We start from the raw sequence: 20323 nt of genomic DNA, 5'->3' as shown, positions 1-20323 counted from the left end.
AAACCGAACATTAATGCCTCCTACTCTAGATAAAGGCTGTTCGACTATTGAATAGCGAGCAGGAATCAATCTATTTTATAGAGATTGACATTAGAGACTAAATAGTAGGTGTGACTTTAGGTAGTACGAACCCTGCTCCCCTCACCGTTTCAAGTGAGATTGAATTACACTCACCTACTTAAAGTACGCATACTCTCCAAAATAGGTTTGTATAATGTTTTAATTTCTAATTGTTCTGCCCTGTTGCCAATATAAAGTTCAACTCACTATCAGTTAGGATAAAACAGACATCTACATTTATTATTGATGGTCATTGAGTATATCAGGTTCCTGAAAACCATCGACTATTATCCTAAAGCGGCAAAATTCTGAAATCATGCCTTAAAAACAATAGCCGGATCGACACGAGTCACTCTTTGGATAGCGAAGATAGCTGAACCAACACACATCAGAGTCGTAATCCCAAAGATGGCGATCGCACTTCCAGGCGTGATTAAAATGATGATTCCCTGAGTAGCAAACGTCCAAGCTCCCAACCCCTGGCAAAGAACCATGCTGGGAATGTAGCCCAGAACCGCCATCCAGAGCGCCTGCTCGACAATCACACCGTAAATTTTCCAATCAGAAGCTCCCATCGCCTTGAGCGTACCATACTCCTTTAAGTGGTCAGATACAGAAGCGTAGAGGATCTGACCTGCGATCGCCATCCCGATAATAATGCCAACAACGGCACCCAAGCCCAAAATAAACCCAATTCCCGTACGCTGCTGCCAGAAAACCCGCGTCTGCGATGCCATTTCGGCCTTCGTATAAGCGCGGGTATCTGGTAGTGCTGCTTCTAACTTTTTCTTGAGTTGCTGTAAATCTTGACCGGGCTTTGCCTGCACCAATACATAGGTGATTAAATCAGTAGGAGTTAATTTCTGGGGTGCAGGAGCAGATAGATTATTCGCAGCGGGTGGGTTATTAAAACTCGCCGACGCACTGGTACACTTTATGTCACCCGATTGGAGCTTGCAGTTTAAACTCGTCGTTACGCGGGAATTTGCGTAAGCGTTGGCAGTCTCCAACGAGGTGAACAAAAAAGTATTCGATGTAATTGATTGAGTGTCTTGCGTCAGAGCAACTAACTGTGCCTTAAATGAGCCAACTTCAGCAACATCGCCAATTTGTTTGATGTTCAAAGGACGCAAATTAGATTTATCCAGCATCACCGTGTAAGGCTGCTTTAAGGCACTCAAACTTCCTTGAATAACTTTCCCTGGACTAAATAATTCTCCGGCTGGATTGAATCCGATGATTCTCATCGGTGAAATCTTGTTCCGAGAATCTCGCCACAAAGATGCTTGGACAATCAGCGGTTCAGCTTGTTCTACGCCTTCTACCCGTCGAGCCTCAACAACTCGCTGCGCGGGTATGGGTAGTGTCAGCTCCATGTGAATCATATCCGCTGAGGATACCCAGATATCAGCATTGGAATTGTCGATTAGCAAAGTCGTAGCGCGAGTAAATCCATTGAAAATACCCGTTTGAATAGTGACTAAGCTAACTGCAAACATAATCCCCGCCTGAGCTGCCAGGAAGCGGGGAATATCCTCAAATAGGTTTTTGCGGGCGATTGATGCCATGAAAGGAGTTGTTTACTAGCGTGTTTATTATAAAACCGGAAAATTGAAAGACAATTTCCGCAAAACGAGCGAAATAAACTGAAAATTGCGTTACAGTACCCCAAACCCGATTTCTTAGAACAATCAGATTTGCTAATCCTATTCATTGTGCTTACCGATATATCCGCACTAAGATGGATTTTTTAAATTTATTTTACTGTGAAAGGATTAAGCTTGGTTCTGGCTGCGATTTCCCTATAATTACCGACGTGCTGAGAGGAGTTCAATGCGATCGCGTCTTTTCCGTGTCAGAGGAAATCTCGCCTATCCAGCGTCAAGCCAAGCCTCTGCTATCAAGCAATGCCGCTGCGCTCTCTACCTTTGCCTTTACCAATTTAATACCCGCGAAAGAGTAAAGAGCGATACTAACTAAGCTACCTTCATAAATAGAAACATCGTAATAAACAGACTACGCTCAACTTAAAATAACATAGGAGAAAAATTCATGAGCGACGAACAAAATCCAGTATTGCCAGAAGATCCCAGCGAAGCAGAACCGGGAAGAGGGGCACCAGGAAACAACCACATTGGAGTTCAATTATCGCAATCAGTATTGGGCGTGAATGCAGCAGATGCGGTGATTCCATCTAATGTGGATAAAGAGCTGAATAAACACCAAGTTGAAGCAGCTAGAGAACAAGAAGAAGGAACTGGTTTAGATACGACCGAGGGTTACATCCTGGATGAAGCGGGGCAGCTAAACAATTTTGCGATTGAGCCTCCAATGTATGTAGAAGAGAAATAATATACGACCTTTGCTGGGAGCGCCGATCATCAGCCTCCCGGCATATTCATGTATTTAAAAACAAAAATTTAATAACTTTGCCTGAAATCCTAGCGTCTCAACTGTAGGTAACAAAAAGACGTTATCGGCATTAGTTATGAAAAAAATATACTTTTTGATTATGGGGGCAGTTGCGATTTCGGCAATTACTGGTGCCACTCTAGCAACAGCCGGTCGCCAAACTGGGGCACAGAACCAACAAAGCATAGAAACAAATATACCGGAATCAACTTCGACCTCACAAGCAACTGCGATCGCTTCCACCGTTAAAACCAACAACGATGCAGTTGAAGCCACAACCCCACAGACAACGACTCAAACGGATGTGGCAATACAGCCAAAGCTAGATGACTTTCCCCATCAACGCATCGTTCTGGTAGATGAAGTAAACCCAGGAAGTGACTTCGCTCAATTTCGGCAACAGTTGCGGGAAGCAGTGCGATCGCGCGATGCTGAGTTTGTGCAATCCATTTTGCCCCTCAACCAAATTGGCATTGGTCACGGCATCAGCACCCTCCCCGATTTGAAGCTAGAAAATCACAATGCCCCAATCTGGGGATGGCTAGAAAAAGCCCTAGCTGCCGGTTGTTTTCAAACCACTAACCAGGGGCAACCGGACGTTGACCTCCAATCTCCAGGTTGGATTTGTAACACCGTACCGCGCGATTTTGCTCGACAGTATCCCGCACCAAATTCTGCCGATGGCGTTTCCTACGAATTAAGCCGCGTCATCGTTGTAGGTGAAAATGTGAACGTGCGATCGCAACCCAGCCTAGAGAGTCCAGTAGTCGGCTTACTCTCAAACGAAGTCGTCAAAGTCAATCGTCAAATCGAAGAACAACGGGCCAGAGAACGGGCGCAACGAGGCGAAGATTACAGTTCCATCAACGGGTGGACTGCCGTAATTTTGCCAAATGGAAAACCGGGCTACATTTCCAATCGCTTTGCTTATTCTCCCCTTGAATATCAAGCCGTCTTTGGCACAGTGAAGGGGCAATGGCGTCTGCTTTATATGCCCGGTGGAGAGTAAATCAAAGTAAAAGTATCGCTATTTCGGGGAAAATTAGACAGGCGATCGGGAATTAAAAGCAAGTTTCCTACAGACTAAAGCTTGAAGCCAGGTAAATGAAGTTCGCAAAGGTGACTTCACGAAAACTATCTTTGTATTTTCGAGCTAGCCAAGCAAAGATTCTGTTACCTTGTCAAAATTCTCCAGCCTGATGAATACCTTTGAGAGCAACGTCCATGCCAGTAGACTTAATCATTCTAATTGCCGCACTCATCGTATCCTGGTTAGTCTTCACCTTACTAATTAAGGTAGTGAAAGCCAGCATCGGCACAGCCATTTTAATTGCGGCAGTTGTTCTCGTTTTACAACTCTTCTTTGGCATTGGCCCCCAAGACCTTTGGCAGCAGATAACCCAACTTCCCCAAACTATTTTGCGAATGGTTACGGGCAATTAATTAAATAGCAAAAGTCCATAGTGTAGGGGAGTTTATCAATATGCTTAGCTAATCACCAATATTTTGTCAAACCCGTCCCTACAAATTCAGTTGTTTTTTCGGTTGCACTGACAATTACCTATTAAGCCATAATCATCTTGGCAACCTTTTCCATTACCTTACTCAAGGGATGATCTGGAAACCGCAGGCAAAAGAGATCGCTGCTTGCCATTTGAATCATCTCTTCTGAAAGCGGCAAAATTCCAGCCACCGGAGCATTGTAGGTTTTTTCTACCTGTTGCTTCAAGGCATCAAAATCCAAAACGGGTAGCGCCTTATTTACTAGCAGCAACATCTTAGGCACCTGTAATTTCCGAGCCACCTCCACCGTCACAGCAGTCCCCTGAAAGTCCTGGCGGTCTGGACGCAAAATTAGCACCAAGATATCAGATATAGTAATAGAAAGTAGAGTTTCTTCGTTAAGACCTGGGTGGGTGTCAATAAATAAGTAATCCAGATTCAAGGTTTCCATTATCTCTTGGAAACCGTCATTGAGGAGACCAAAATCAAATCCCTCGCGCAGAACTTTAGTAATATCCCCTGCTTTGATACTAGAAGGAATCAGATGAATGCTGCCGCCTTTAACGCCAGTTTTTCTTAAAACTGAGGTGACATCATAAGCAGCTTCTTCAATTAAACAGCGACCCCACAGGTAGTCATTGAGAGAGTGTTCCATCTTCTGCTCATCGAAACCGAAAAGCACGTGAATTCCTGGCGATTGAATATCGGTATCAACGATACCAACGCGATACCCAAAGCGAGCCACTAAAGCTGCCAGATTCGCCGTCGAATTTGATTTGCCGGTGCCACCCCGGAATGAGTGGATGGACACAATTTTTGACATGGTTTACCTCAATATGTGAGAGGATTCTTCATCCTTAACAGAAAACAATCGAGAAAGCCCACTCAAGGGCGGGGGAATGAACCGTGCGGCTTATACGCTATACTATTTTGTCTTTTGGTTGCAACATATAGATTCTCAGCTGCTCTTTTTTCAATCGTTAGGGAGGGGCTGGAAGAAGTGTTAATCTAGCGCCTCACAACCCAAATAGGATTACAACCTTATCAAGGTAATAGAAACTTGCATTTAGGCTAATTCCCACAGCTTGATAGACACTTATTTCGTTTACTCACTCCAGGTTCTGCCAGATATTTGTAGATAGCTTGCTTCGCTGTTTAGAGGCAAGGCGAGGTCGGTAGCGGAGTGTTTCTCCCTCTTCTAGTTCTTGCACGACGCCTTGAGCGACTAGAGCTTCTAACTGGGTGCGGGCAACTTCCTCACTTTCGCCAGTGTGAGCTGCCACTTCCGGCAAGGTCACGTTTTTTTGACGCATCATCCAGTTGACGAGTTTTTGCAGGTCATCGGGCAAATTCATCATATCAAGCATATTCAGACCAATATCAGTTTGGTGTCCACTGGAATCGGTGGGTGATTGATCGATTCGATCCTGATTCATCTTTTCCTTCCTTGTTCTTCAGCTAATGATGTGAATCGCGAGCCTACGCATCCGGCGTAGCATCCTCAGTTCGATGTATCGATAGATGTCCTCTAATAGCGCTTTATCTCGCCGGCATCAGGTAGATTCAGTCTCTGTATTCCTCACGGTTTTTGCCCGTTGCTGCAACTGCTGGAAGTAATCGAGTTCTTCGCTTTCAGCTTCCTGGCTAGTCTCTAGAACTTCTATTGTTGAGGAATTTGACTCGGTAGTGGTTTCTGCATGCCCGTCGCTGCTCGAATTTCTCAAGTTTGCTCGTTGCTGCAACTGCTGGAAGTAATCGAGTTCTTCGCTTTCAGTTTCTTGGCTTGCTGGTGTGACATCTGCTATTGAGGTATTTAACTCAGTGGCAGCTTGGGTTTGCCTATCTTCCTCCCAATTTCTCAAGGTTGCTCGTTGCTGCAACTGCTGGAAGTAGTCGAGTTCTTCGGTTTCTTCAACTTCTTGGCTTGGCTGGAGGACTTTTGGGGTGGAGGTATTGGACTCAATTGCGGCTTCTCCCTGTCCGTCCTGCTGATTGCTTAATTCTTCGACAGGAGAAGTAATTTGGCTTGCCAATGCAACTTCTGGTATTTCAACGTTTGATTCCGCAACAGCTTCTGCTTGCCCATCATGATGCCGATTTCTTAACTTTTTACCCTTTTTCTGTAACTGCTGTAAGTAGTCGATTTCTTCTGTTGTTTCAGTGGCTTGGCTTGCCTGTGTAGCTTCTGGTATTTCAACAGTTGGCTCAGTGGTAGCTTCTGCTTCCCCATCATTGGAGCGATTTCTTAACTCTTGTCCCTTTTGCTGCAACTGCTGTAAATAGTCGATTTCTGTGGTTGTTTCAGCGGCTTCTGGGATTTCAACGGTTGGCTCAGTGGTAGCTTCTGCTTCCCCATTATTGGATCGATTCCTGAAACTTTTTCCCTTTTGCTGCAACTGTTGTAAGTAGTCCGTTTCTGCCGTTGTTTCAGCCGCTTCTGACCTCTCGACTTTTAATTTAGAAGTTGTTTTTTCAGAAGGATTGCTTTCTCGACTCCTGAGATTTTTCGCCTTTTCCTGCAATTCTTGGAAGTAGTCACTTTCTGTAATTTCCGATACTTGGCGTTCTTTCTTTTCCTGGTCAATCTCAATATCGATTTTTAAAAACCCTTTGACGCCTTGATAGATGGCTTTGGCGTATCCTCTATCTATCAAAACGACGCCGACTGCCGTTGTCACCAGTGCCAATGCTGGGGGCACGAGGGGTATCCATCCCGCTTTGAGAAACAAAACATAACAAGTTCCAAACAAGAGGGCGATCGCTCCCCCTCCCGCAATCACCAAGAGCAAGGGACGCCGAATTCGCCATGCCACTAAGCCTCCCACCAACGACCAGGCCCAAATCCATCCAATTTCGCCCCACTCATTCCAGTACCAAAATAGCGGTCGTTTATCCAGAACTGCACTGAGGATCTGACTGACAACCTGAGCATGAATGACCACTCCGGGCATTTTCTGAGTGCCTTCTTGAGCAGCACTATAGGGCGTGTTGAAGTCGTCATTCACGCTAACTGCGGTGTAGCCAACCAAAACAACGCGATCTTTCACTAAAGCCGGATCTATCTTGCCCTTGAGTACATCTGTGAGCGTTATCTTTTGGGCAGGCAGATTTGCCGAACGGTAGTTAATCAACATCTGCAACCCTTCTGTGTCGGCGTTCCGGTATCCGCCAGCATTCGGGTCGGGGCTTTTGAAGAGAGTGGAACCGATCTTCAGGTTCCCGTCATCTGAAGGTTCTGCTTCGATTCCCTCAGCTTGCAGGTACATGAGTGCTAGGGTCAAATCCAAGGAGGTGAGTTGCTCTTCGGGATCGCTACAAAGATGTGGGTTCTCTAAGGGAGCGTTCGGGGCGGGAGGATTTGCAACTAAGAGACTGCGGCGAACCCATCCATCAGGTTCTTTGACAAAATCAGCAAATCCCACTTGGTCTGGTGAGATTCCAGGCGGTGGCGGAAATCCTGCCTGTTTACCATCACTGAGTTGGCAGATCGTAATAATGCGATCGCTTCCTTTGAGGATCTTCAATAAATTGGCATTCCCCTCTTTGACCGGAACATCCCGAATAATATCTATACCGATGGCTCTCGGTTCATACTGCTCTAGTTTCTCTAACGCTTTGGCAATTGTGGCATCCGAGATAGGCCACCCTTTCTCAGTTTGGATATCTCCCTCAGTAATCTCCACCAGCAACAGGCGATTATCTGGACCTTCATCACGACGCATCCGAGTCAGCTGGTCAAAAGCACCCAGCTCTTGTCCTTGGAGTATCCCTAGTTGCCTAGCTCCCACGACCAAGCTTGTCGCCACCACACTGGTCAGAACAACTTGTCCACCAAAATTTAAAGCTGCTGTGCGTAGGTTGTTTGTGTTTGATAGCAGGGAGCGAATCTTTGAACTGAGCTGAGAAACCATATAATTGCCGCCTCCTCTCTAGGGGCTAGAGTTTTAATCTTCGCTCAATGTGTAGCTTAAACAGAGGAAATTAAGATTAAGAATTTGTATGTATCCTTGTGTCCTTGAAAATTGTTTAAGCCGCAAATTGAGCCGTCAAGAACCAAAAAATTAATTGACTACAAAACTTTATGAAGCTTTCGAGAAGAAATCGGACAAGTAGATAATTTTTTTGATTGAGAAAAGAAAAAGTGCCAAATTGAGAGATAATTTTATAGTAGTTATAACATCAAATTTTGTACTAAGCAAAAACCAGCGCTTTTAAGTACCCACTAAGGCAAGAAACATGACAAAATTAATCGCTAATTTCTAGAGATATGCCAGGAAAAGTGGGAAACTTTGTTGAAGATCAAAGAGTCTTTGTCTAAAACCACTACGGTCGCGATCGAGTTTATTTACAAAGCACGATGCCTCATGGAGGCGATCCCTTTGGAAAGTGTTTCGATCCTTTTGTATGCACTCCGCTTGCTGCTTGCTAGGTAAACCCACTGCAACAACTTAAAGATTATGGTGAACAAGTCTTCTGTGTATTTCACAACACTCTCCTTAGCCTTGTTTGTGGGGCTTAGTGCGATCGCTACCAGCTTTCCAGCCACCGCCACCACAAAAAGCAAACCGATTCAACAACCCAGCCTGAACCGTAGGGAAATGCGTGTGGCAGGTCGCTTAAGATTTAGGCTGCCAAGGGTTGGGGCACCCAAAACTAGAGAACCGGGAGCATCGCGTGGTAGCAGCAGCAGCTGCACCGCCCAAGGAAAGTCGCTCATGGCATTGTTGCCCAGCACAAATGTAGGCTTGAGTGTAGCTGCTCACCCGACCTTCTTTGTTGCCGTTCCCGGAACTTCCGCACAGGAAGCAGAGTTTGCGCTGTATGACGGGGAAAAAAGTACGCAGGCAAAATACGAAACAACATTTCCGATTCCGAATAAGGCAGGTGTTGTTAGTATTCGCCTTCCTCAAAAGGATGCACCACCGCTAGTTGTTGGAAAAACATACCGTTGGTCGTTATCACTAATTTGTGACCCCGAAGATCGGGGGGCAGATATTCTTGTAGAAGGATGGATTCAACGAGTCCAACCGAGTTCCCTCCTGAGCAATGCGTTAGCGAAAGCAGCACCGCGCGACCGCCCAGCAATCTATGCAGATGCGGGGATGTGGCTTGATACCGTCGCCTCTCTAGCTGACTTACGTAACGCCAATCCTAAAGATTCCAGCTTAATTAGCGATTGGAAAGACTTGTTAAAGTCAGTTAATCTCGGCACAGTTGCTGAAGAACCCTTAGTGAAGGTAGACATCAGCCAGAATCCAACGCCCTAAAATAAAGCATTGTAGATGAAGCAGGGGCAAGGGTTCTCCCCTTGCCCCTGCTTTATTCTGGCTGCACCAGCTGACTAATTTCTGTCACCCAATCCCGGCGATCGCGATGTTCTAGATTGAGGATATCCTCTAAAGACCAGTGAAAGTGAAAAGCTATCAAGGCTACCTCTTGGCGTAGTACGTCCGAAGGGTAGCCTAGAATTCCCCCGATAGAGAAAGCTCCACCTGAAATTGACGATTGCACTGGGGACACTGAACCGGAATGTAAGCTTCCCCCTCCTGGTTAATGCGATTGTAAAACTCCCGCAAATATGCTAGATCTCGCGAGAAAAGACCCTCTAACAGTGTAGGCGTTACCTCGGTTACAGTACCGATACAGGTAATCACCCGCGAGAGCATTACCAAGACTCCATAAGCTGGATTCTCCTGAACGCCCCGGTCTTTTTGGACGCACATTTCATCTTTTGCCGTTGCCAGACGCATCACCCCCTGGCGATGAACGCCCCCTTGAGCATCGATCAATCCTCTAGGGAGGACAAATTCAAATTCTGTTTGGATGCGATCGCTGGACATGAGACGCTTTACTCAGAATCAGAAGCCAGTACAGGATTTGCAGAGGGGTTCGTGGCTTCTTTCAATCCTGCATTTTCCTGTTCTAGGTCATTAATTTGACGATAAAATTTCTGGAGATAATTCAGGTCACAAGCAAAAAAGCCTTCAACCACTGAAGGCGTGACCTCCTCCAACGCTCCCAAGCGGACAATCACGCGGGACAAAATAATCACTGTAGCGTAGGCAGGATTTGATTTAACACGCGGATCTCGCAAAGGAACAATCTCATCCATCGCCCTCGACAAACGCATCACACCTTTGCGGTGCAGATTGCCATCCGCATCGAGATATCCCTTCGGTAAAGTAAATTCAAACTCAGTTTGAATCATTCCTTGCTACTTGAATCCGTTTTAACTGTTCAACTGTCATTTCTATTTCTTCAATCTCCAGCTCACCCCCAGCCGCATTCACATCAGAAATTTTATAGCTAGTAGGCCACGCCCGTTGAAACTCAAATCTAAACTGTTCTTCCGCCGCTTGATTATAAATCACCAAAGAACCATCTCGTCGTTGTTCAGCCCAATCTCCATCCTGGACAGCTTGAATCCAGTTCCATAACGTCATCGAACAAGTCAGGCCCCGGCGCAGAGTAATATTGCTGTAACTAACCTTACCCGGAATTTTTGTACTGACAATTCGACCCTTAGATTCCCCATCTTTTCCCCACTTTTGAGGTGTCACCTCAGAGATTTCTATCACCTGTTGGGTAGACTTAAAACCGCTACAATCCATAAAGTAGCCGTCTACTGCATCATTGCTGCCATTTAGTTTTAGTTCTAGAAAAAATCGGCAAGTGGTAAGAATTTCAGGGAAGTCTGTCACAGTTGATACCGCCTTACAACCAATGAGCTTTCGAGCTGATAAATCAATGACTGGTGAATAAGACTGTGCAACATCTCACCTCACCAGCGCAGTTTTACAGGGAGTTGACTTTAGAATTCCTTCTACGCCGATACAGTAAACTTCATCCGCTCGTAGTTCAGCTTAAGCGTCCAAGTTTCCAGTTCGCTACTCCCTGCGTCCCGCTTAGGAACATCAAAACTATTGGGAAGCACCCCTACAAAGCTGTAGGTTAACCCCACCTTCCCCTCTGAACCGGAGTAATAGACATTAATTGTCATTTCTTTGCGTAAAGTTCGCGCTTTTGCAGCTTCCCCAAGGTTAGCTTTCGAGGCGCAATCCTTGTACCACTCCCACAGCTTATCGTCATTTCCGCCTTGATGCGCTCCTGGCACCAAAACGAGCGTTATCTCGCCATACTTCGGTTGACTTGGAACACTGAGAACCAGCGATTTTCCCTTCGGGCCAGAACCGATGGCATTATCAGCACCCTTTGGGGACATATCTACTGACATCCCACTGACTTCTTTGATAATGATGTCTTTGATATCACCAATTGCTACATCATAGTTATCACTAGATAGTAACTCAACAGCATCAGCCATAAATAACCTTCCAATCAATTACAAAGTGCAAAGGAATGATTTTTGCGATCGCTTCTTAAAGCGAACAAAATTAAGAATATTGTCTCAAACACCCAGACTTAGATAGATCAAGCTGGATCAAATTGGTCAACCTGTAGCGTAAAGGTTTCTTCAAGCAACCCGCCATCTGCACTGAGTTTCCCGATTTGATATTTACAAATCCAAACTCCGCTCATCTTCCAAGAGTCCACCATTTCTCCGGCTGAGTTATAGGATTTTATTACGCCTTCTGCCATCCTGGCACTCGTTGGAAAACCGCCACCATCCTCTGCTTTTGGCATACACTGTAGCAACCACTTTCGCATCAGTGAGCTAGTGCTTTTTGCATCTCCACTCGCTAGGGTTACTAAAGTAATTTGAACCGCGGCTTCCCTTTTCTTAGTAAGAGTCTGCCGTACAGCTCCCTTGGCACCAGACATTAGGGCATCACCGTGTTGAACGTCAGTCTTATATGCTGGTAAGTCAACACTTTTAAACTGTAAACCGTCACCTACGCCCTTAATTTCTAATTCAAAATTCTCAACGGTAATAATCGCCATTATTCAAAACCTCCTTACAAATTTTTCAATATCAGCTCAGATATCAGCTCTTGATCAAGAGCTGATATCTGAGAGTTTTAACCTACTGGTTAGGAGACCACTGACTGATGCGGAAGATCACAAATTCCGCTGGTCGGACTGGGCAAACTCCAATTTCGACATACAAACGACCCAGCATTACCGTTTCATGGGTGTTGATACTGGCATCGCACTTCACGTAGAAGGATTCACCAGGCGAACCACCGAATAACGCCCCTGCACGCCACAGTCGTTCGAGGAAATTGCTGACCGTGCGAGTAACTCGCGCCCACAAATCTTGATCGTTAGGCTCGAACACAACCCACTGGGTACCGATTTCAATCGAGCGCTCAATGTAGCTAATCAGGCGGCGGACGCTGATATAGCGCCACTGGACATTAGCCGGTTCTACCAGAGTCCGTGCGCCCCAAACTTGGAAACCTCGGTTGTAGTTAGCAAAGTTGCGGATACAGTTAATCCCCACCGGGTTCAACAGTTCCTGTTCGCGGAAGTTAGTTTCGTAGGCTAGACCCAAGACACCGCGAGGAACTTCGTTGGCGGGTGCTTTAAAAACGCCACGGGTCTCATCGGTGCGGCACCAAATCCCCATCATGTGACCGCAGGGGGGAACCAAAATCGGTCGTCCGGCATTGCGTGGGTTCGCTACTTTAATCCAGGGATAGTACAACGCCCCAAACATGGAACGACGATTGAAGTTACTTAACCACTGAGCTACGTGCTGAGGCTTTTGTTGCTCAGGGGGTACAGGCTCGCCGCCTCCCTTGCAAGGTGGTGGGTCGAGAACCACCATGCGATAGTTGGGGCTGGGTGCGTTGTTTTCGCACATGCTAACCATCATTTCCATGATGCCGTGAACCTGATCCAAATCCAGCAGGCCGCGTTGGTATGCCAGCATTAGGTCGGGGCAAGCAATCATCGAAACTTCGTCAATTTCAAAAATCCCTTGGACGCCCGTGCGGTCATCGCGCACCCCATTTACATCCCGTGGAAAGCGTTCAGGGCTAGAAATGACGGGTGGAGGGCTGACTTCATAGGTGCCGTTGACAGGTCGTCGAGACAGGGGTTGTCCGCTGGTGGACATATCGGTGACGGACAAAAATTGAGATGCCTCTTGGTCGCCAATCCCCTCATTAATCGCAGTGATGACATAGGTACCCACTTGCGCCTCGACGTCCGGGTTCATGGTCAGGTGGCTGTACTCTTCGAGTTTCTCTCCACCGCGACTAACGATGACTTTAAAGTATTCACCCGTGTTGAGTGGGGGTTCTGCCTCTGGATCTTCAGGAGCTTTAGGTTCATCGGGAAGGATTGAAACATTGACTCGTCCACCGGGTAAGGCAAGAGCTGAGCTACCATCCTCTTCGCCTTCGGATGCCTTAATCGCAAACATCAAAGAGGGACGATTTCCAGAGGTTCTGAGCTTTGTGGCTGTTTCCTCTGGTGCTGGTGGTTCCGAACCGGGGAGTTTGGTACCAATGCTAGTCACCCAACAGCGTCCACCGCCGTTCATAAACCAGCCATTGACGGCAAAAGGGAGGTAGGCGTTGAAGTCTGTGTAACCATCGGAGCCTTGTTTGGCAAAATACTCTAGGTATTGGCTCCAGTTGGTAATCATCATGGGTTTGAACAGTTCGGCATCACCGCGTACATCCTCGGTAAAGCCAACAAACCCAGCAACACTCATGCTTACGCCTTCAATCGGGCGACTACCACGGTCTACTTCTTCGACGTAGACACCAGGAGCAAAATAATCCATTGGCATAGCGTAGTCTTCCTTGATTAGTGGTGGGTAATCGGTAATTGGTAATCGGTAATTGGTAGGGGCGATCTAGCAGGTCGCCCCTAGAGTAGTAGGTAATTGTTACGACCTACTACCTACTACCCCATTCCCTACTACTTCTATAGGTGTGATTGGTTCTCCTTGTCCTAGCTGGTTAAAGGGAACTGTCACGGTTACATATAAAGCTGGACGTAATGGAACCCCCAGCGCACGCCATAGAGCGACGGCATCAATAAGCCCAACGGCAGAAATGGTCATTGACAAGTTGCCATAACCCCGTAGTGAAGGCGCTAGCAGCTCTTCTGGTAGCCAGCGGTAACGTAACAACAGCATCAAGGCTTCTGACAGCAGACGCTGTTCTCCCAGGACGGTACGATCCCAGGCACTGACTAGGAAGGAAATGTCAAACCATAATGGGGAATACTTCCCAAAAGTGGGTGGATGCGGTTTTTCCTGGTTAATCCTGTGGTCTACCTGACTGTTTTCCCCGATGTTGTAGCAGAACAGGTTCAGTGCTGGTCTTACATCCTGCCGCATACTAGGGTGGTTGAAATCAATTTGCTCTGTACTGAGCAGGGAAGTCCCTTCAGCCAGGATTTCTGCCAAAGTCTGGGCAGCAGCAGGGATCATAAGACTGGGTGTTTAGGCTGTATAGGTCTAGATTAGGAAGACAACCCCAGAGTGTTTATTAGACTTTGGTCGAAACTTTAAAAAATGTGTGTAAATACGGATGAAGACTGAAATCCCCGACTAAGCTAGATTTGTCATTTATTTCTTGCGGAAGATGACAAGCTCCGCAAAATGAAAATTCAGTGGTGCTTACATCCGATTCAACGTTACTGAAATATCCTGTATGGCGGGGAGTTACAGATGAAGGTTGGAATAAAACGGTTTGCTGTACAGGTGCATCCACCTTCCTCCACACTCGGTTCGCTAGGTACACCGTACCCTCCCGATCTTAGGAGTATTTGCAAGCTCCATCTCGAACAAATAGGCGCACAACTACCTGTTGTAGCCGCCTGGATTGTTTACCAAGATTTAGATACCCAAAAGCGTCAATTAGTAGCCTATTATTCAGACGAGCGCCAAGGAAATTACGCAGAGTTGCCCAAATTTTTTGCTGAGGTGGGGTGGGAAGATTCCCTACCTGCGCTGAAGTTGAGCGAAATAACCAAGCGTGCTAAAAGTGCATCTGCTGACGCCGCTTGTATCTACAACACTTATGTTTGCCCTCTCAGCGAGCAGAAAGCCAAAGAAGTTGGGTATTTGCTGTTATGGAGTAAAAATCCCCTTTCTTCGCTGCAACAACAAGGCGTAGAAAAACAGGCTCAATTGCTGAGTCACTACCTGGTGATGTCTCGCGAGTGTTCCCGTCAAAAAGCTGAGATTCAATTACTTGAGCAAGTGCTAGGTCGTACAGAACATCAACTGCGAAATCCCTTGGCACTGATTAGTCTTTACGCCGAAAATTTATGTTTGGGGTTGCCATCCGGCTGCTTGCAAGAGCAGGCTGGGATTGTTCGCGAAACCGTGAATGAGTTAATTGAAAACTTAACGGATTTGGTTTATTGCGGACAGCAGGCAAAACTACAGGTAGCACCTTATGAGCTGCGGAAAACATTGGCTGAAAGTATCCAAGGTCTGCAACCTTGGTTAGAAGAAAAACAACTGCATATCCGCTATCCGGAGAAGCCGGTCACGCTGGCCGGGGATCGATGGCAGATGAAACAGGTATTTGACAACCTATTGAGTAATGCAGTTCATTTTAGCCCCCCTGGGGGAATGATTACTTGTAATTGGCAAGTCTTTCAATCTGAAGTGCTTGTTGAAGTTTCCGATTGCGGTTCCGGGCTTTCTGAAGAAGACTTGAAACAAGTATTCACACCTTTTTATTCTAAGCGTCCAGGCGGTACTGGTTTGGGTTTGGCGATCGCAAAAAAAATTATCCTCGACCATCGAGGAACCATTTGGGTAGAAAACTTGCCTTCTGGTGGGGCACAGTTTTCCTTCACCCTACCTCGATAGCAATTTTCAGTGAGTCAGTGGGAATGATAAATGAGTTACTCACCCTCTAAAACGAACAGTCGCCTTGAGGTTCTCCAAAATGTCCGCACCAGCGCCAATTTCGATTTTACTCGTGGATGATGAACCACGCTTCCGAGCGGGGATACGGACTCTACTTGACTTCTTGAGTAATAACGGCTCTTTTCGATTTGAGATTGTTGGAGAGGCGGCTTCTGTAGAGCAAGCGTTAAAATTAACCGCTGAGCAAAAGCCAGCGATGATTTTGCTGGACATGGAATTGCCCCCTGGAGATGGAATTACCGCCTTGATTGGTTTGGGAGAAATGTCCTATAAGGGGAAAGTGTTAGTTCTCTCAGGACACCGGGAAGACGAATGGGTGTTTCGGGCGATGCAGGCGGGTGCTAGCGGGTACGTGTTTAAAGACCGGGTAGCAACTCAACTGTGCGAAGCAATTAACACCGTCATGAAAAATGAAGTGTATTTATCGCCAGAAGTTGCAGCTTGCTTCTTTCGATTGTTTCAATTTTATGCAGGGCGATCGCATCTTTCCGGTCGGAGCATTCACTTAACCGAACGAGAGCGAGAAGTCTTACACTGGCTCGTTGAAGGATCTTCTAATGAAGAAATTGCCCGCCGCCTTTACATCACAGTCGCTACAGTTAAAGCTCACTTAACAGCAATTTTTGAAAAACTCAGTGTCACCAGCCGCACGCAAGCAATTGTAAAAGCCTTAAAACTGGGATTAGTTAGTGCTTAATGGTCAGAATCTGGTCATTATCAAAAGAAACCTTTGTCAAGCTAAACTGTGAAAACGAATAAATCAGCTTTTCACGAAGCTGATTGCTGAAATATTTTTTATGAGCAATTATTTAGCGATCGCTACTGTCACTGCTGCTTTGCAAAGAACTTTGCAAGCTGTTGTACAAATAGACCTGGATGGCGCAAGAGTGACAACGGTGCGACCCAGTAACTTAGGGAGTGGCACCCCAGAGACGGGAGTGAACATCTACCTGTATCAAGTGAGTCTCAATCCCGTGTGGCGCAGCAGTGCAGATGTGCGGAATCGCAATCGCAAGGGCGAAATGGCAAAGCGATCGCACAATGCTCTCGATCTGCATTACATGATCAGTCTCTATGGTAATGAGGTTGAGTTAGAACCGCAACGACTTTTAGGCAGCGTCGTTCGTACCCTTAAAGATCGCTCAACTCTAACCCAGGAAATGATTTGGGACACGATCGCTGATTCTAACTTTACTTACTTAGCTGACTCTAACCTCTCCGAACAGCTCGAAGAAATTAGCTTCGTGCCAATGGATTTATCTTTAGAAGATTTATCTAAAGTTTGGTCGGTATTCTTCCAAACCCCATACACCCTATCAGTGGCTTACCGAGCGACCGTAGTCATGATAGAAGGGGAAGAAGCAGCCCAGAAAGCTTTACCCGTGCGCGAGTACAGGTTCAGCGGTGTGGTACCGTTCTCCAATCAGCCGGTGATTCAGGAGGTAGTGTCTCAAGCGGGCAGGTTTCAGGCAATCTTGGCAGACAGTACGTTGCTGATTCGGGGTAAAAATTTGAATAGCAACATCACGCGGGTGCGTCTTGGTGAGGTGGAAGCGACGCCCTCAGAAGTTCACGAAACCCAGGTCACATTGCCCCTAAGTGCCTTTTCTGCCGAGTCGCTCCGCGCAGGCGTACAAAGTCTACAGGTGATTCATCACCTCTCAACTCCCAGCGCCCCTGTAGCAAACGGTGGAGTCGAATCTAACGGCGCAACATCCAGAGGCAACTCGACCCCTGCGTTAAGCCTCCAGCCTGCTCTCCAACGCAGTGTTGAGTCGAATGTGGCACCGTTTGTATTGCGTCCAACGATTACAGAAGTAAGTATTACCGACATTCAGGGAAGTGGAGATGAACTGCGCTCGGCGAACCTGACGCTGCAAGTAAATCTTACTATCGGCAACAAGCAGCGAGTTGTGGTGGCGCTGAACGAACGCTCAATCGATAACCCAGGCGCTTATCTGTTTGATGCTTTACCGCGTCGAGCCGATACAACCTCGGTAATCATTCCGGTTCGGGATGTGAAGCCAGGAGAGTATTTGGTGCGGGTACACGTAGATGGAGCGGAAAGTATGTTGAGCGTGAATACGGACAAAGACAGCCCGACCTTCCAGCAGTATATTGACCCAAAGGTAACGATTGTATGATGACCACGACTAGCGATCGCTGGCAAGCAGCGAATCAGCGCTACTTCATGGGAGAAGTTGCTCGCGTGCGTCAGGCGTTAGAACGCCAAGCGGCAAAGATGCAAGGAGAGGAAAAAGTCCAGGAAGAAGATTTTCTACCTCTGACCTCGAACCTTTCGCCTCCAGCAACACTAGAACAACTGTGCAAAACCTTCGGTTTGTCAGATTTTGAGCGGGATATCCTGCTGTTGTGCGTGGGGATGGAACTTGACCCCAGTTTTCCTTCTTTATGCGCGATCGCTCAAGGCAACGAGCGGCAGGCATATCCGACAATGAGCTTAGCGCTGGCGATTCTACCTGCCTCCCATTGGGATGCACTAACCCCCACGGCATCTTTGCGTCGCTGGCAACTGATTGAAGTTGGGACAGGCACTACACTCACCTCCAGTCCCTTGCGAATTGACGAGCGAATATTGCACTACATCGCTGGCGTGCAATATCTAGATGAACGGCTCATAGGCATTATCGAGCCATTGCACCGCTCGGTTCAAAGTTTGGTGCCATCGCACCGACAAGTTGCAGAACAACTGGCAGAGACGTGGTTGCAGGCATCGCAACAAGGTTCGGCGTTACCTGTCGTGCAGCTATGTGGAGATGAGACTGCCAGCAAACGAGCGATCGCATCTGCAACTTGCGCTCTTTTGCAGCTCAACTTAAATGCGATGTCCGCCCAAGTCATTCCCACCAGTCCTAGCGACTTTAACAGTATCCTGCGGCTATGGAATCGGGAAGCCATTTTAAGTGAGAGTGTCCTGTTACTCGACTGTGACGATGTCGAGACAAGCGATCCAGCGCGAGAAAATGTTATCGCCACGTTGATTGAAGGAGTCACCAGCCCGATAATCGTCACTAGTCCCGAAAGAAGGCGATCGCGGCAGCGTCCCTCAATTACGATTGATGTTAGCAAGCCAACTGCCCCCGAACAACGGGCTATCTGGCAAGATGCTTTGGGTGAAGCAGCAGAAAGCTTGAACGGACATCTAGATACGCTGGTATCCCATTTCAGCCTTAGCGCCCCTTCTATTTACGCTGTTTGTACTGAGGCAAAAGGTAGAGGAGATAATCAAGAATCTCTCTGTTCACTCAGTCCTCAGTCCTCAGTCCTCATCCCTCAGTCCTCACCCCTCAGTCCTCAAGAAACGCTCAGCACCCTCTTATGGGATACCTGCCGTTCACAAGCTCGCCAGAGACTCAACGACCTGGCTCAACCCATTATCCCAGGAGCCAGTTGGGATGAGCTGGTATTGCCAGAGGCACAGCGACAGGTGTTGCGCGACATTGCCGCTCACGTTCGGCAACGTGCCAAAGTATACGAAAACTGGGGATTTGGCGGCAGCGGACGCGGCTTGGGCATCAGCGCCTTATTTGCCGGAGGCAGCGGCACTGGCAAAACAATGGCAGCAGATGTACTGGCTGGAGAATTGCAGCTAGACCTTTATCGCATCGACCTGAGTTCTGTCATCAGTAAGTATATTGGGGAGACAGAAAAGAACCTACGGCGCGTATTTGATGCCGCAGAAGCTGGGGGAGCAATTCTGCTGTTTGACGAAGCTGACGCCCTGTTTGGCAAGCGTTCTGAAGTGAAAGACAGCCACGATCGCCATGCCAATATTGAAGTTGCCTACCTGTTACAACGCATGGAAGCTTACCGAGGCTTAGCGATTTTGACGACTAATTTAAAAGGTTCTCTCGATCAGGCATTTCTGCGCCGGATTCGTTTTATCGTTCAGTTTCCCTTCCCTGATGCCACCCAAAGAGCTGAAATTTGGCAGCGCATCTTCCCCAGAAAAACACCGACTGAACGGCTAGATCCTGTGAAGCTAGCACGGCTAAACGTCGCCGGGGGAAACATTCGCAATATTGCCCTCAATGCAGCCTTTATCGCCGCAGATGCCAATGAGCCGGTCGGGATGCAACACATTTTGCAAGCAGCAAAAAGCGAATATGTCAAACTGGAAAGACCTCTCACCGATGCGGAAGTGAAAGGCTGGGTGTGAAATAAGAAAGCGAACCGACAGGTCGGCGCTAGGCTAACGCCTCGCTTCGCTGTTTTCATGCCCAAAGGGCTGTACGCTATCGCGCTAATTATTCTTTACAGCTGATTAAACTTATAAACCAGGGATTTCTGACAATTCCCCTTCCAACTCTTCTACCTTAAATCCGGTTGTATCTTTCCATTCTTCAACTGTAAAGTAATAACCACATTCTTCAGCCATTTTGACTAATGTTTCCAAGTCGGGTGCAGAGTTGAGCTTTTCTCGTAAGCCGGAGTCAGTTTGAACAGCTCTAAAAAGTTTTATTACTTCCTCTTTTGCCATCACTCTATATTCCCAGTACGTTAAATCAATGTTAACTTACC

The 20323-nt window shown here is 47.1% G+C and carries 21 protein-coding genes; 8 read left to right on the top strand and 13 right to left on the bottom strand.

Annotated elements, in window-relative coordinates:
* Window positions 1-374: 374 nt before the first annotated feature.
* Complete coding sequence (locus NDA03_RS11855; RefSeq protein WP_190412597.1) at window positions 375-1628, bottom strand: FtsX-like permease family protein; 1254 nt, start codon at window positions 1626-1628, stop codon at window positions 375-377.
* Window positions 1629-2112: 484 nt separating this feature from the next.
* Between NDA03_RS11855 and NDA03_RS11850 the strand changes: the two genes are divergently transcribed.
* The 3 genes from NDA03_RS11850 (at window position 2113) to NDA03_RS11840 (ending at window position 3915) form a co-directional block, all read left to right on the top strand.
* Entirely contained in the window at window positions 2113-2412 is a 300-nt protein-coding gene (locus tag NDA03_RS11850; RefSeq protein WP_190412599.1) for a hypothetical protein, read from the top strand.
* A 136-nt stretch (window positions 2413-2548) separates the two neighbouring features.
* Window positions 2549-3481 carry an SH3 domain-containing protein gene (locus NDA03_RS11845; protein WP_348238103.1) on the top strand — a complete coding sequence of 311 codons (933 nt, stop codon included), beginning with the start codon at window positions 2549-2551 and terminating at the stop codon, window positions 3479-3481.
* 215 nt (window positions 3482-3696) lie between these two features.
* The gene (locus NDA03_RS11840; protein WP_190412601.1) at window positions 3697-3915 is read left to right on the top strand and encodes a hypothetical protein; all 219 of its coding nucleotides are present in this window, start codon (window positions 3697-3699) and stop codon (window positions 3913-3915) included.
* Between the two features lie 121 nt (window positions 3916-4036).
* Here NDA03_RS11840 and NDA03_RS11835 read toward each other — a convergent pair whose 3' ends face one another.
* The 3 genes from NDA03_RS11835 to NDA03_RS11825 all read right to left on the bottom strand — a co-directional run bounded on the left by NDA03_RS11835 (window position 4037) and on the right by NDA03_RS11825 (window position 7886).
* A complete protein-coding gene (locus NDA03_RS11835) occupies window positions 4037-4798 on the bottom strand; it encodes a MinD/ParA family protein (protein ID WP_190412602.1) in 762 nt (253 codons plus the stop codon).
* Between the two features lie 286 nt (window positions 4799-5084).
* Window positions 5085-5411 carry an ArsR family transcriptional regulator gene (locus tag NDA03_RS11830; protein ID WP_190412603.1) on the bottom strand — a complete coding sequence of 109 codons (327 nt, stop codon included), beginning with the start codon at window positions 5409-5411 and terminating at the stop codon, window positions 5085-5087.
* A 117-nt stretch (window positions 5412-5528) separates the two neighbouring features.
* The gene (locus NDA03_RS11825; RefSeq protein WP_348238102.1) at window positions 5529-7886 is read right to left on the bottom strand and encodes a CHASE2 domain-containing protein; all 2358 of its coding nucleotides are present in this window, start codon (window positions 7884-7886) and stop codon (window positions 5529-5531) included.
* A 546-nt stretch (window positions 7887-8432) separates the two neighbouring features.
* Between NDA03_RS11825 and NDA03_RS11820 the strand changes: the two genes are divergently transcribed.
* Window positions 8433-9242, top strand: a complete 810-nt coding sequence (locus NDA03_RS11820) for a DUF928 domain-containing protein (protein WP_348238101.1) — start codon at window positions 8433-8435, stop codon at window positions 9240-9242.
* 52 nt (window positions 9243-9294) lie between these two features.
* Here NDA03_RS11820 and NDA03_RS11815 read toward each other — a convergent pair whose 3' ends face one another.
* The 8 genes from NDA03_RS11815 to NDA03_RS11780 all read right to left on the bottom strand — a co-directional run bounded on the left by NDA03_RS11815 (window position 9295) and on the right by NDA03_RS11780 (window position 14326).
* Window positions 9295-9444, bottom strand: coding sequence for a DUF6760 family protein (locus NDA03_RS11815; RefSeq protein ID WP_339380423.1), 150 nt, complete (start codon window positions 9442-9444; stop codon window positions 9295-9297).
* Window positions 9438-9815, bottom strand: coding sequence for a phage tail assembly protein (locus NDA03_RS11810; protein WP_348238100.1), 378 nt, complete (start codon window positions 9813-9815; stop codon window positions 9438-9440). The genes NDA03_RS11815 and NDA03_RS11810 overlap by 7 nt, the downstream gene beginning before the upstream one ends.
* Window positions 9816-9823: 8 nt before the next feature.
* Window positions 9824-10183 (bottom strand): hypothetical protein, encoded by a 360-nt coding sequence (locus NDA03_RS11805; RefSeq protein ID WP_199292022.1) that lies wholly within the window; start codon window positions 10181-10183, stop codon window positions 9824-9826.
* On the bottom strand, window positions 10170-10676 hold the full coding sequence (locus tag NDA03_RS11800) for a phage tail protein (protein WP_190412608.1): 507 nt from the start codon (window positions 10674-10676) through the stop codon (window positions 10170-10172). Before NDA03_RS11800 ends, NDA03_RS11805 begins: the two co-directional genes overlap by 14 nt.
* A 122-nt stretch (window positions 10677-10798) precedes the next feature.
* Window positions 10799-11299, bottom strand: a complete 501-nt coding sequence (locus NDA03_RS11795) for a phage tail protein (RefSeq protein WP_190412609.1) — start codon at window positions 11297-11299, stop codon at window positions 10799-10801.
* A gap of 107 nt (window positions 11300-11406) precedes the next feature.
* Complete coding sequence (locus NDA03_RS11790) at window positions 11407-11877, bottom strand: phage tail protein (RefSeq protein WP_190412610.1); 471 nt, start codon at window positions 11875-11877, stop codon at window positions 11407-11409.
* Between the two features lie 82 nt (window positions 11878-11959).
* Window positions 11960-13678, bottom strand: a complete 1719-nt coding sequence (locus tag NDA03_RS11785) for a phage tail sheath C-terminal domain-containing protein (protein WP_190412611.1) — start codon at window positions 13676-13678, stop codon at window positions 11960-11962.
* Between the two features lie 99 nt (window positions 13679-13777).
* The gene (locus tag NDA03_RS11780; protein WP_190412612.1) at window positions 13778-14326 is read right to left on the bottom strand and encodes a Pvc16 family protein; all 549 of its coding nucleotides are present in this window, start codon (window positions 14324-14326) and stop codon (window positions 13778-13780) included.
* 240 nt (window positions 14327-14566) lie between these two features.
* On the opposite strand from NDA03_RS11780, the gene NDA03_RS11775 reads away from it, so the two are divergent.
* The 4 genes from NDA03_RS11775 (at window position 14567) to NDA03_RS11760 (ending at window position 19961) form a co-directional block, all read left to right on the top strand.
* Complete coding sequence (locus tag NDA03_RS11775; protein WP_348238099.1) at window positions 14567-15721, top strand: HAMP domain-containing sensor histidine kinase; 1155 nt, start codon at window positions 14567-14569, stop codon at window positions 15719-15721.
* Between the two features lie 79 nt (window positions 15722-15800).
* Window positions 15801-16478: a response regulator transcription factor gene (locus NDA03_RS11770; RefSeq protein WP_190412614.1), complete on the top strand. Its 678-nt coding sequence runs from the start codon at window positions 15801-15803 to the stop codon at window positions 16476-16478.
* A gap of 100 nt (window positions 16479-16578) precedes the next feature.
* Window positions 16579-17925, top strand: coding sequence for a DUF4255 domain-containing protein (locus NDA03_RS11765; protein ID WP_348238098.1), 1347 nt, complete (start codon window positions 16579-16581; stop codon window positions 17923-17925).
* On the top strand, window positions 17922-19961 hold the full coding sequence (locus NDA03_RS11760; RefSeq protein ID WP_348238097.1) for an ATP-binding protein: 2040 nt from the start codon (window positions 17922-17924) through the stop codon (window positions 19959-19961). Before NDA03_RS11765 ends, NDA03_RS11760 begins: the two co-directional genes overlap by 4 nt.
* A 111-nt stretch (window positions 19962-20072) precedes the next feature.
* Here NDA03_RS11760 and NDA03_RS11755 read toward each other — a convergent pair whose 3' ends face one another.
* A complete protein-coding gene (locus NDA03_RS11755; RefSeq protein WP_190986725.1) occupies window positions 20073-20282 on the bottom strand; it encodes a Nif11-like leader peptide family natural product precursor in 210 nt (69 codons plus the stop codon).
* Window positions 20283-20323 lie beyond the last annotated feature (41 nt).

This window comes from Trichocoleus sp. Lan (assembly GCF_039961855.1).
Classification (GTDB): domain Bacteria; phylum Cyanobacteriota; class Cyanobacteriia; order Cyanobacteriales; family FACHB-T130; genus FACHB-T130.
The sequence above is the reverse complement of the archived record's forward strand: the minus strand, read 5'-3'. Positions and strand labels throughout refer to the sequence as shown.